This is a genomic window from Hyphococcus luteus (genome assembly GCF_002943565.1).
Lineage (GTDB): Bacteria > Pseudomonadota > Alphaproteobacteria > Caulobacterales > Parvularculaceae > Hyphococcus > Hyphococcus luteus.
In genome coordinates this window covers 204,730-217,580 of record NZ_PJCH01000010.1, presented here as the reverse complement: position 1 = coordinate 217,580, position 12,851 = coordinate 204,730, and the positions used below count along the sequence as shown (strand labels likewise).

At 59.5% G+C, this 12,851-nt stretch carries 7 protein-coding genes; all 7 read right to left on the bottom strand.

What is annotated here, in order from left to right; genetic code table 11:
* Positions 1–60 precede the first annotated feature (60 nt).
* Positions 61–2,211, bottom strand: a complete 2,151-nt coding sequence (locus CW354_RS14105) for an Atxe2 family lasso peptide isopeptidase (RefSeq protein ID WP_243396415.1) — start codon at positions 2,209–2,211, stop codon at positions 61–63.
* 110 nt (positions 2,212–2,321) lie between these two features.
* On the bottom strand, positions 2,322–4,982 hold the full coding sequence (locus CW354_RS14100) for a TonB-dependent receptor (protein WP_104830726.1): 2,661 nt from the start codon (positions 4,980–4,982) through the stop codon (positions 2,322–2,324).
* Positions 4,983–5,172: 190 nt separating this feature from the next.
* On the bottom strand, positions 5,173–6,216 hold the full coding sequence (locus tag CW354_RS14095; RefSeq protein WP_104830725.1) for a FecR family protein: 1,044 nt from the start codon (positions 6,214–6,216) through the stop codon (positions 5,173–5,175).
* Positions 6,213–6,842 carry an RNA polymerase sigma factor gene (locus CW354_RS14090; protein ID WP_165793724.1) on the bottom strand — a complete coding sequence of 210 codons (630 nt, stop codon included), beginning with the start codon at positions 6,840–6,842 and terminating at the stop codon, positions 6,213–6,215. The genes CW354_RS14095 and CW354_RS14090 overlap by 4 nt, the downstream gene beginning before the upstream one ends.
* Positions 6,843–7,266: 424 nt before the next feature.
* Positions 7,267–10,551, bottom strand: a complete 3,285-nt coding sequence (locus CW354_RS14085) for an error-prone DNA polymerase (RefSeq protein ID WP_104830723.1) — start codon at positions 10,549–10,551, stop codon at positions 7,267–7,269.
* Positions 10,548–12,104, bottom strand: a complete 1,557-nt coding sequence (locus tag CW354_RS14080; RefSeq protein ID WP_165793723.1) for a Y-family DNA polymerase — start codon at positions 12,102–12,104, stop codon at positions 10,548–10,550. The genes CW354_RS14085 and CW354_RS14080 overlap by 4 nt, the downstream gene beginning before the upstream one ends.
* Positions 12,007–12,777: an ImuA family protein gene (locus CW354_RS23465; protein ID WP_165793722.1), complete on the bottom strand. Its 771-nt coding sequence runs from the start codon at positions 12,775–12,777 to the stop codon at positions 12,007–12,009. Before CW354_RS23465 ends, CW354_RS14080 begins: the two co-directional genes overlap by 98 nt.
* Between the last annotated feature and the right edge of the window lie 74 nt (positions 12,778–12,851).

Genomic DNA, 12,851 nt, shown 5'->3' with positions numbered 1-12,851 from the left:
ATCTCAGTGTTTATATATTCTTAGCTCGGTTATTGCGGCAAAATCATGTCTTCAATCGTCTTACTTATCGGAACTGCATGGCAGAAGACCCGAAATAGAGCCAAAACGCGGCTTCAGTTTCGTTTTCTGCGCGCGGAATTCGGCACGCATTTTTCGCCAGTGTTCATATTGGACCGCCTTTTCCGGAACATCATCTTCAACGCCTCTCAACCAGAAATTGAACCAGTCAATGTTACGACGATAAACAGCAAGACGATGCGCCGGACGCCATTTGACGTGATACTCATCCGGATAAACGATCATCTCCACAGGCTTTCCTGCGGCGCGAAGGTCCAGATAATTCTGCACCGAGAAGAGATATTCGCTGTCGGCCGATTGAAGGAGATACGGCGTGTTGACCTTCTCGGCATTCAGCCCGAGCGAATGCTTTCGCCAATTTGTTATCGCGTCGCTAAATGGCGCGCCACCCAGAATAGTGCGCTGACTTTTGCGCTCCGCTTCAGAATTGGCGAGATAATATGTCGTCGGCGACAGGAAACTCGTAGCCGCAGAAGCGGCCGCAAAATAATCTGACTTCGTCAAGGCCACGCTGGTGATCATTGCGCCATAGCTGAGCCCTGTAATGCCGACGCGCTTCGGATCGATCAGACCACGTTCGTCCAGAATATCGACGGCGTTTTCAAGCGCCGTAACTTCGCGCGCCTTGACATAGGTATCGCTCCATGCGCGGTTTTGCAGCGCCCAAAGATCATTGACGCGCGCGCGCATGTCAAAATCGTCGGGCAGATTTGTGCTTAGTACAAACATTCCGTTTTGCGCATAGACATAGATCGGCTGTTCATCGCCGACGGCGCCGCGCAAAAAGCCGCCGCTGCGATATTGGGTTATGACGAGCGGATAGCGTTCGCCGGGCGCATAGTCCGCCGGGTAAACGAGATGCCCATGGGTCTCGTTTCCTGCATTGTCCTTGTAGACCAGCTTTTCAATTCTGGTGAACTTGAAACGCCGCCAACCGTCATTGGGATCGGCGATCGTGGTAGCATCGCCGGTTTCGAGACTGACTGCCGCGAGATAAGGCGGCCTCGTCCAGCTCTCATGCAGGCAAGTTAATCTGGCCCTCGCCATAACGCAGCCGCTGAGGCGCGCCTCGTCGCTCCGCCATACTGTCCTTAAAGCGCCGTCAGATGGCGACCATGCATAAAGCGATGCTGTGCCATAACCAGACCCATCGAGCGCGTAGAAGACAACTTCAGATCTGCTTGCTGTTTCCCGCCACCAGGCTTGTTTCAACGTGAAGCCTGCGCATTGCGGCTGATTGCACAATGTCTTCTTGCCGTTTTCGGCATTGGCGACAAACAGGCGAAGCGGCGGCGCGATACCCTTAAACGTTTCAGGATCGGCGTTTTCAAAACCGATATAACGCACTCCATCAGCCGAATAGACACGCGCTTTCAATGATGGATAAGGCGTTTGACGGGCATCGTCCCCCTCTTCGCTCTCTCCTTCGCGCAGTCGCCTTGAGCTACGGCTGCGCCAGTCCAGCACCCATTTTTCACCCGCGCATGAGGCAAAAAGGCTGTCGAGATTGGCGCGGGAGAAACCGGCGCAACGCGAAGCGATCTTCCTGATCCCGCCCTGATAGTGGAGCATGGCCTCCGGCTCCACGAGCCAGCCGCTTTTCGCGGCCGCCTCTTCAATCTCCGCCTGGACCTTCCGGTCGGGGCCCAGCGTATAGATCAGGCTCTCGCCATCGCCAGACCAAAGAAAGGTTTCGACATCTGCGGATGGGTGATCCGTCAACCGCTCTTCAACGCCGGTATCGGGATTGGCCCGCCACAATTGCGACCTTCCTTCGTCGCTTCGCAGGAAGACGAACCAATGCCCGTCCTTCGACCATGCCGATTGAGGGTTTTCGAATTCACCGATGCGCCGTCCATCCGGCAACACGCGGAGCTGAACATCCCCGCCGCCGGTTAGCACTACCGGCTCCGCCCCGCCGTCCAGACGGGCGAGATACCAGCTTTGCGTGTAACTGTCCGCCGCTGGATCGGCTTGGCGAACAAGATAGGCGGCGCGCGCGCCATCCGGTGAAAGCACGAACGTCACGATATCGCAAAGGCTCGCCAGATCGTTCGCCGTCACGCCGCTCCTTTTCGCGGCGGGTTTCTCGGCCTGTGGCAGGCATTCAGGTGCTTTTGCCAGCCCGCGCATCGCGCCGGCATCCGGCGCGCTTGCACAGGCGAACAGCAACAACGCCATCCCTGACGACAGCAGCGCCGCCGCCGCTCCTTTTGCGGCGGCGGCGAAACGCGAATACGGCATTACCAGGTTTTCCGGATTTCAATCGCGAGAAGCCGGCCAAGCGGGTCGGCGTTGGCGGGATCGTAGCCGCTCCCGTCAAAGGCGTTCCAAAGCAACACCGCCGGCGGTTCTTCATCGAACAGATTTCGCACGCTTAGCGACAGCTCCAGCCCTTGCGTCACTGCATTTGCAGCAAGCGCTTCGAGTTCGAGCGAAGCTCGAACGTCAACTGTGGTCCAGGCGTCGATCTGGCGGTTTTCCGCATCGCGGTCGTCTATGTAAGATGGGACATAATTGACATAGACGCCCCCTGAAAATGCGCTTCTTGTGTAGCCAAGCGACGCGCGCATACGAAAGTCGGTCGGGTAAAAGATGCGATCCAGTTCGTTGAAGCGCGAGCTCTGGCGGGTCACGGCGCTTTCCAGATTGAAGATGTAGTTCGCGTTGAGATCGACATTGAAACGCCCGATGTCCGTTTCAACATTGTATCCTGCGCGGATGTCCACGCCTTCCGTATCCGTGACGCCAAGATTTCGCTGTCGGCCGTCAATAATATAGTCGGCGTCAGCGGCGGTGAAGTTCATCAACGGCGTCTGATCGAAAAAGCCCTGCCCCAACTCGCCGATGGCGATCGCCGCTGCAACTTCCGCAGCCGCCGGCGCGGCAGTGATGATGTCTGCAAAAGCGGTCGCGTCAGCCAGTATTGTACTTGAAGAACTCGGCGGAAAGGCGATCCGGTCCTTGAAGCTGATATTGTAGTAATTAGCTGAGAGGAATAATCCTTCCGCAAAGCCAGGTGAATAATCGAAACCAATCGTCCAGGTTTCAGCCTTTTGCGGCTCGAAATCGACAATCGTTCCATTGAGGCGCAGGATCGTGATCATATCCAGCGGCGACAGGGGATCGGCGATTTCAGACGCCGTCGCGGAGTTAAGCGCAGCCGTATAGTCGCGTAAGTTTGGCGCTTTGTATGACGTTCCATAAGAGCCGCGAAGGGTGAAGCCGTCAAAGCTCGTCAAGGAAAAGCCCACCTTGGGATCAAATGACGATCCGAAGGTAGAGTAGTCGTCATAACGTCCGGCAACTGACAGTTCCAGGCTCTGGACGAGAGCTGTGCCATTGTTTTCGCCGATCAGCGGGATGTAAGTCTCGAAAAATGCAGAGTAGACATCCTGCTCATCCGCCGCGCCGGTCGCGGGATATGAAACGCCCGCCAGCGCCTGCATGGTGACGATATCGAGCGACTCATGGCGCCAGGCGCCGCCGAGCGCCAGCCTTGCGGCGCCGCCTGGCAATTCAAACAGGGAGCCGTCCGCTTTGGCGTTTGCAGCATAGACCTCAAACACCGAGGTGATTTCCTGCTCGTAGGGAAAACCGGAGAAGACAGCATCGACATTGAGGCCCGTTTTCGACCGCCCGTAAGAACCGGCGGTTTCCAGCTTCCAGTCACTGAAAAGATCGAAACGCAAGCCACCGGACAGATTAAGCTTCCGGTCCTTTCCATCCGTCACCCATTGCGTAAGAGACAGGCCCTCACTGTGCGTATTGCGTTCCGACCAATAACCGTCGAAGAAAAACTCTGCAGCATCACCGACATCCTGGGCGCCAGCGAGCACGGCGGAATATTGCTCGTCTTCGGGGAGAAGGTCGCGCAAATCGGCGCCGCCGGAAAATGACCGGTCTGCGCTCGCAAGATTGTCGCGGCTGAAATACTGGAAAGACGCCAGCGCATGTCCGCTCCCCCATGCGCCGCCGAGGCTCTGCGCCGCCCTGTACTCGTCAACATCACTCGCGCGACCGTAGCGGAAGGTCGTTTCGGCGCCTTCAAAATCGTCGCGCAGAACAAAATTGACGACGCCTCCGATCGCATCAGAGCCGTAGATGGCCGAGGCGCCGTCCGTCAGAACTTCGACCCGTTCAATGGCCGTCAGGGGGATCGCGGAAACATCGACTGCTGTTCCCTGGAACCCGAGCGCCATGCGCCGGCCGTTGAGGAGCGTCAAAGTCGTTCCCTGCCCGAGCCCGCGCAAATTCAAGGATGAGCCGCCATTCTGGTTTGCGAATGCGTTGGGCAGGCCGGCGCCGCCGCCGGGGGATCCGTCCACCCCGACGAGACCAAAATTTTGCGGCAGCGTTTCCAAAAACTCCGGCATGGTCGCAAGACCAGTGGCCTCGATGCTCGCTCTGTCGAAGGTCAGCAATTGCGAGCCCACCGGCGCCGCGCCGCGGATGTTCGTTCCCGTGACGACGATCTCGTCTTTTTCTTCGTCGCGGCGGTTGCGGTCGACCGTTTCTACAGTCCCAGCATCTTCCTGACCCAGCTGAGCCACGCGAAAGGACCGGGCTTCGTTCGCCTCGGCAATGGCAAGAGTGACCGTGTAGGCGCCATTTGGCAGTTCGGTTGATTTCAGTCCGGTATCCGCAAGGAGTTTTTCAAGCGCCGCGCCGGGCTCCATTTCACCATGGACTGCGAGCGCGGTTTTTCCCTCGACAAGATTGCGCGGCGCCGCGACGGTGAGGCCCGATTGTTCGTTGAAGGCGAGCAGCGCTTTCGCCAGCGGTTGTTCCTCAATGTCGAATTGTTTTGCGTCTTCCGCAAAGGCCGGCGCGCTGGCCAGCAATAGCGCGAGGACGGACGCCGCGCCAATAAGGATGGATTTTTTCGAGTTCGTTTTTATCATGATGGTCGCCCTCCCGACGATGCTTGCTGCATGAGAGGCTTCGTCGGGACCGCTACTTTCCCGCTTCCCGAATTCAGCCTTATGACAACGACGGGGAGCCTTGATTTGCGTTCCAAAAAAGTTTCACCATTCCTTCATTTTTGTTTCATGACCGCCCCGCTTGCACGGCGTGCTGACGCGAAAGCGCCGTTCAGCGTTTGCGTTTGATGATGATGTCGCCGGATGCGGCGCGATCTATACTCACTGGCTGGATCGTTTCGATGACGTCGAAAAACTGGTCGATCTCAGAAGAGTTGAACGCGATCGTTGAGCGCAAGTCTCCCACATCGGAAGTCGCAATGCGGACCCGGCGATCGTAATAGCGGTTTACGTCGGCGACGATTTCGGCAAGGCTCGCGTCTTCATAGGCGAGTCTCCCTTCCCGCCAGACGCCGGGTTTGGCGGTCTCCACCTGGCGCGCTTCGGGCAGGGCAACGCGCCGCGCGGCGCTCACCCGTTCGCCGGCCGTCAGTATCTGTTTGTCGAAGGCGCTGCTATCAGCCGTCTCTATCGCTTTTTCGATATTGTCAGGCTTCATCACTTCAACGATGCCTTCAAGTACCGAAACATGAACAATCTCGGCGCTGCGTTTGACATCGAATTTCGTACCGACGACGCGCACCAGCGTGTCCTGAGCGGCGACATAGAACGGCCGGTCCGGGTCTTTCGTTACTTCAAAAAACGCTTCGCCCTCTAACAGCGTCACGCGCCGTTCCTTCGGCGTGAAGGCGGTTGCGATTTTGGACCTAGCGCCGAGGGTGACGCGTGTGCCGTCTTCGAGGGTGATATCCCGGATCTCGGCGGTCTTAGTGACATAATCGGGCGCCGCCGCATGAATGAGGTCGCCCGGCGCTTCTCTCGTAGTCAGATAGGCAGCGACCGGTATCGCCATGAGGGCGGCGGCGACAAGAGCAAAAGCCGGGCGGCGTAGCCACCCGGCGACAAGCTCAACCCAGCCGGCTTTTTGGCGAACAAGGGCGCCATCGACATCAACGCCCGCCTCGACCGCCACATGGTCGAGATCGCGATAGACCTGCTCGAATTCGCGATAGGCGATTTTATGAGTGCGATCGCCATGGAGCCACGCTTCAAAGCGCTGGCGCAATTCGGGCGTGGTCTCGCCCGAATGCATCGCTGCGAACCAATCGGCGGCCTCGCGCTCAAGTCTTTCCTCAATGGTTTCCTCGTTGTTCATCGGTCGTTTTCCGACATTTTTTGTTCTGCCGCGCCGCCGCCTCTTGTTGCGATCATCCGTTTGCGTTTCAGCGCAATGACGAGGGAAGCGATCGCCATTTTCATGTTGCGGCTGATATCGCCGGCGGACCAGCCCATCTCCTCCCCGATTTCCCGATAGCTTTTGCCTTCAAGTCGGCTCATGGCGAGGATGACCTGCTGTTTTCGGGGCAGCGCGCGCATGGCCTCGATCAGGATATCGAAGCGTTCTTTCGCTACTACGACGCGTTCGGGGGTGATTCCTTCCAGCTTCAGTTCATAATCGAGCGCGATCTGTTCGGCGATATAGGCATCGGCGACCTTCGCCGAGCGCTTATGGTCGAGCACGAGATTGCGCGCTGCGATATAGATGAAAGATCGGGGGTCCTTGATCTCTTGCGGGTTTTCAAGGCTCGCATATTTGGCAAAAGCCGATTGCACCACGTCTTCGGGGTCGGGCGGGCCTGAGCCAAAAGATTTGCGGATATTGGAAACGAGGTTTGCAAAATGATTGCGGTAAAGATCGGCAAGCAGCGTATCGGCATGAGCCTCGCGCACGCTTTCTGCGCAAAGCGACTTGTCGTTCGATCCTGTACGCGGTCCAGACAAGGGACTTCGATTCCTGTTGTTCTCTCGTGCGCCTAAGCAGTAAGCTGCAATTCCTGTACGACGCAAGATAGATCAGGAATAAGAAGAGGTTGCATGCTCGAAGCGCGGCCAGAAAACCACATTTTCCGGCCCCAAAGCCATAGTTCGAATTTTCTTCGCGAAAACGCTGCGAAATTCTGGAACGAAACCACGTCTCGCTCGTCTTTACGGCGACATCTTGTGTCAAGACTCAGCAGGTAAACTTTGTCGTCCGCACCGCGCCGTATCATCAAAATCCACGCTTCCAATTCATCTTCTCAAAGCACCGCATGATTAAAAAAAAACCTATCATCCGCAAACTATTCCGTGTGCACACATGTTGCACACTTCGGCTCATAACGCGTTGAAAACATTACTTAGTCTGTATCATCCATCATAGGACACGCTAATGAAAATTCCGCCCGCCCGGCAGGATGTCCTCCATATGCCTGGCGCGCTCCATGCGCCGGCGAAAATCCCCTTTCCTCAGATCCTCGATCACTGGCCGCTTGAACTCATCCGCTCTTGAAAGACCGTCATCCATCTCACCATGGTAGTCGCTGAGATCCGCGAGCTTGGGCGTCAGATTATAAAGCCGCCGCGCGACAACGTGGATGACGTCGCCTTCACGCTGCAAAGCGCCGGAAACGCCCAAGAACCGCGCGCCCAAGACTTCACGGCGGAAGCGCTCAAAGACTTTCGGCCAGATGATGATGTTTGCGATCCCGGTCTCGTCTTCGAGGGTGGCGAAGATGACGCCTTTCGCCGTGCCTGGCCGCTGACGCACGAGCACCAGCCCTGACACCGACACGGACCGGCCATTCGACATGGTCCATAATTCTTCATTCGCGGCGTAACGGGATGATTTGAGCCAAGGGCGAAGAAACGAGACCGGATGGCGCTTCAGCGACATCTTAATGGTCTTGTAATCATAGGCGACTTCCTCGCCGAGCGGCATCGCCGGCAGCGCGACCTCTTCTTCTTTCCGGAATGCGGTTTCGGCGGCGAAGAGCGGCAACTGGGCGTCGCCCTTCACCTTATCGAGCCCCTGGACGGCCCAGAGCGCCGCGCGCCGCGAAAGCCCGAGTGAGGTGAAGGCGTCGGCGTTGGCGAGTATTTCAAGCGAAGCTTGTGACAGGCCGGTCCTCAGCCAGAGATCGCGCACAGAATCATAGCCCGCGCCGCGACATTCTTCGATGCGGGCTGCATCTTTTTCGGCGAGGCCTTTGACGAGCCGGAAGCCCAGCCGCACCGTATGGCGCCCGCATATGGCGCTCTTCATTTCCTGATGGCGCGCATGAAGCGGCCCGGGGCCTTCCCCCTCCTCCAGCGTCAGATCGATGGAGGAATGATTGACGTCGGCGGGGCGGATTTCGAAGCCGTGCTCGCGCGCGTCGCGGACGATCTGCGCCGGCGCGTAGAAGCCCATGGGCTGTGCATTGACAAGCGCGGCGCAGAAGACGTCCGGGTAGCGGCATTTGAGCCAGCAGGAGACATAGACAAGCAGTGCAAAACTCGCCGCATGGCTTTCGGGAAAGCCATATTCGCCGAAGCCCTCGATCTGCTTGAAACAGCGCTCGGCGAAATCGCGGTCATAGCCGCGCGCCGCCATGCCTTCGACCATCTTGCCGTGATACTGGTGGATCGTTCCCGCCCGCCGGAACGTCGCCATGGCGCGGCGCAGTCCGTCCGCCTCAGTGGGCGTGAAGCCGGCGGCGACAATGGCGATCTTCATGGCCTGTTCCTGAAACAAGGGAACGCCGAGTGTCCTGCCGAGCACCTCTTCGAGATCCCTGCTCGGATACTCAACCTTTTCGATGCCGTCCCGGCGGCGCAGATAGGGATGCACCATGTCGCCCTGGATCGGCCCCGGCCGGACGATGGCGACTTCGATGACGAGATCGTAGAAGTTGCGCGGCTTCAAACGCGGCAGCATGGACATCTGCGCCCGGCTTTCGATCTGGAAGACCCCGAGCGTGTCGGCCCTGCAGATCATGTCGTAGACTGCAGAGTCTTCGGCCGGGATCGAAGCAAGATCGAGATCGGCGCCGTAATGCTTTTTCAGGAGCGCGAAGGCCTTGGCGATGCATGTGAGCATGCCTAGCCCTAAGACATCGACCTTGATCATGCCGAGGGCGTCGAGATCGTCCTTATCCCATTCGACGAAGCTGCGATCCGCCATGGCCGCATTGCCGATAGGAATAACTTCCTCCAGCGGTCCGCGCGTCATCACGAAGCCCCCAGTATGCTGGGAAAGATGGCGCGGGAACCCAATCAGCTGTTTTGAGAATTCGAGCGCGTGACGCAAGGTCAGATCGCCAGGATCGAGCCCCTGCTCTAGGACGCGCGCCTCATTGACGCCGGAAGCGTCGCCGCCCCAATTGCTTTTTGCAAGCGATGAGATGACATCGTCGGAAAGGCCGAAGGCCTTGCCGACTTCGCGCACGGCGCTCCTCGTTCTATAGGTGATGACCGTCGCGGCGATGCCGGCGCGGTCGCGGCCGTATTTCCTGTAGATATACTGGATCACCTCCTCGCGCCGCTCATGCTCGAAATCGATGTCGATATCCGGCGGCTCGTTGCGATCCGCCGATACGAAGCGCTCGAACAGAAGGTCCATCTGCGCCGGATCGACCGAGGTGACGCCGAGGCAATAACAAACGGAAGAGTTCGCCGCCGAGCCCCTGCCCTGGCAGAGAATGCCTTGCGATCGCGCATAGCGCACCACGTCGTAGACGGTCAGGAAATAGCGCGCATAGTCGAGTTCCTGGATGAGCGCGAGCTCGTGATGAAGCGCCTTCGAGACTTTCTCAGGAACCCCGCCGGGATAGCGCATCTTTGCGCCCTCCCAGGCGAGGCGCTCAAGTTCTTGCTGCGGCGAGGCGCTGCCCCCGCATGTTTCTTCCGGATATTCATAGCGCAGTTCGTCGAGCGAGAATTGCGCCCGCTCCGCCACATGCAAGGTCTCTTCGATGGCGTAGGCATGATCCTTGAAGAGACGCAGCATCTCCGACGGCGGTTTCAGATGCCGTTCGGCGTTTGCTTCGAGGGCGCGGCCCGCATCGAAAACCGTTACATGCTCGCGGATGCAGTGAACGATATCGGCGAGCCGCCGGCGTTCGGGCGCATGGTAGAGAATGTCATTGACGGCGAGCAGCGGAACGCGCGCAGCCCTAGCGGTCAGCGCCAGCTGATTGAGGACGCGGCGGTCATCGTCGCGGAAGCGCCGCGCGCCGGCGAGCCAGACCGATCCCGGAAAGGCGGACCGGAAATCGTTGAGCGTCTCAGCGATGACCGGCGCGAAGGGATCGTCTGGGAGACATGCAAACAATTGCCCCTCGCCAAGCTCCAGCGCGTCGGCGCGCGTAATCTCGCAATCGCCTTTCGCCGCGCGCATTTTCCCGCGGGTCAAAAGCTTGCAAAGCCGCCCATAGGCGGCGCGATCCGACGGCCAGCACAGCATATCGGGCGTATCGTCGGAAAAGTTGAGGCGCACGCCGGTGATGAACCGGAAGCCGATTTCTTTTGCGGCGGTATGCGCGCGCACGACGCCGGCGAGCGTGTTGACGTCGGTGACGGCCACCGCCTTGAGCCCGAGCTTCGCCGCCTGAAAGACCAGCTCGTCGGGATGCGACGCGCCTTTGAGGAATGTGAAATTGCTCATGGCGCAAAGTTCGGCGTAACGGGTCATGCGAAAAACCCGTGCAGGAACCACCGCGGACTTGCCGTCTCGCGCCCATAGAGCCCTTCGCGAAAAAGCCAGAAGCGGCGGCCTTCGGGCGTTTCAATACGATAATAATCACGCGTCGCGCCTGACGCTTCTTTCCTTTGCCATTCATCGGCGATGCGTTCGGGACCGTTGGCGCGCGCGACGGCATAAGCGACCCGACGCCATTTAAAGCGTAGCGGCGGGCCGTCCGGGACTTCCGCGATCGCCTCGATTTCTTCGGGACGCGGCAACAGCTTCACCGGCCGAGCGCCGGCGCCGGGACTGTGTTCGGGTTTGTCATCGGGCGCGATGACCGGCGTAAAGACCGCGGCGCGTTCGGGAAGATGCGTGTCGCGGAACCGCATGCGACAGACATTTTTCTCGCCCAACCAGTTGCTGAGCCGGTCTTTCAGTTCCGCCAGCGCTTCGTCCTGGGCCGCCCTGTCCGATTTGAGATCGAACGCGGCGCGCTGCCTGACGGCAAGCGGGCGAACCTCGAAGGCGCTGAGGCGCAATAGTTCGAACCCGAAACCGGCGTCATAATCGTCCTGAAGATCGTCGAGCCGGTTCGAGAATAATCGCATGATATGAACCGCATCGCGCGCCGGCGCGCTGGCGCCGACTTGCACGCGCGTTACATGATTATCGACGCGGAAGAGCGAGACCTCGAAACGCCGCGCCCCGGCGGCATCCCGGACAAGCGCGCCTGCGAGATCTTGGGCGAGCGGCGCCAGAATGGATTTGACGGCTTCGAGCGTGGAAACCGGTTCGGCGAGTTTCCGTTGCGAATAATAAAGCGGCGCCGGCGAAATCGGCGTCAGGGGTTCAGGCTCCATCCCCAGGGCCTGACCGAGCCGCAACAGGAGGGTTTTGGTAAAGCGCGCTGTCAACGGAGCGCGCGGCATTCCGTAAAGCTGCTCCACTCTTTTAAGGCCGAGGCGGCGCAGGCGGTCCGATAGCGCCGGCGGCAAGCGCAACGCCTCGACCGGCAAGGACGCGATGGCCGCATCATGCGCGCCCTGCTCTACGACGCCCTCTTCTCCATAACGCGCCAGCGCCCAGGCGGCGCCGGCGGTGTCTGCGATCGCGGCGCGGGCCGAATAGCCGGCGCGCCGGATGCGAGAGGTCAGATCCTCAAGAATGACATCCTCACCGCCAAAGAGGCGCTGACAGCCCGTGATGTCGATAAAGACTTCCCCTGTCTCTTGAACGCAGACGACCGGCGAATAGCGCATCAGCTCTTCGGCGAGACGCCGGAAGGCGCGCGCCTCTTCCTCCCTGCCGGCCTCGACGGCGATCAGCTTCGGCTCGATGGCGCGCGCATCGGCAAGCGCCTGGCCTTGATAGAAACCAAGCTGCGCGGCGCGCGCGTCCATGGCGCGGATGCGCAAGGCGCTTTTCGTCTTTTCATGAAGCACGATCGGCGCAGACGCCGCTTCAAGCGACGGCTGTATCTTTTTCAGATGATCTATCGGCCATCGCGGAAACCACGCGGCGAGAATGCGGCGCGGCCTCGATGAGTCTCCTGTGCTCATGATCCCATTCCAATACCCACCGGCCGCGATCCCCATCGCGGCTCTTCTCCAAAGCCGCATCCCAGCGCGGCCGCCCCAATCCCCGTTGATCCAATGGATCTTCCGCGCTCGGCGCCGGCGCGACGCGCCAGCGCGTGCGCGCCGCGCTAGGGCCTTCATCGCGCGCATCTCGCAGCAAAAAGAGCCGCGCGCCCGAGCCTTCCGCGCCGAGCTGCAAGCGCCGCGTCGCCGTCAGATCGAGCAGGCGATGCGGCTTCCAGAATTCAACAAGAACGATGGCGTCATGACGCGCCGCCTCTTCAGCCGCCCAGAGAACGGCCTTGACGTCGCGCGCATGAACGAAAATGCAGAGCGCGCTGTCGACGCCGTAAAAATGCAAACCGCACCCATAAGGAACGCCCTCATGAAAGGCGTCCCGCGTTTGCCCGATCCAGATGACGGGTTGCGCGCGTTTCATGCCTGCTGCGCCGGCGAGCGCAAGGACAAGCCCGAGGGCGGCGGGCGCGTCGCGATAATCGCCTGCCCGGAATTCGTGCACGGCGCCAGGCGCCAGCAAAACAGGCCCGCAGGCGAGATCGTCCGTCGCGGAAAGCCCGGTGAATTCGCGTTTCTCAATGTCGGTAATGCGCCGCCTGAGCCGCGCAAGCTCGGTGCGGCGCGCGATCGCTTGCATCCCGCGAGTTCCGTTTTCAGCTATGGGCGGGAATTAGAACAAAAAGAGAACTTTTGAGTCAAGCGGATCGATTC

What these genes read in the sequence shown, in the direction of transcription:
- CW354_RS14105 (WP_243396415.1), bottom strand. Translation starts at nt 2,211, where the DNA reads ATGCGCGGGCTGGCAAAAGCACCTGAATGCCTGCCACAGGCCGAGAAA.
- CW354_RS14100 (WP_104830726.1), bottom strand. Translation starts at nt 4,982, where the DNA reads ATGATAAAAACGAACTCGAAAAAATCCATCCTTATTGGCGCGGCGTCC.
- CW354_RS14095 (WP_104830725.1), bottom strand. Translation starts at nt 6,216, where the DNA reads ATGAACAACGAGGAAACCATTGAGGAAAGACTTGAGCGCGAGGCCGCC.
- CW354_RS14085 (WP_104830723.1), bottom strand. Translation starts at nt 10,551, where the DNA reads ATGACCCGTTACGCCGAACTTTGCGCCATGAGCAATTTCACATTCCTC.
- CW354_RS14080 (WP_165793723.1), bottom strand. Translation starts at nt 12,104, where the DNA reads ATGAGCACAGGAGACTCATCGAGGCCGCGCCGCATTCTCGCCGCGTGG.
- CW354_RS23465 (WP_165793722.1), bottom strand. Translation starts at nt 12,777, where the DNA reads ATGCAAGCGATCGCGCGCCGCACCGAGCTTGCGCGGCTCAGGCGGCGC.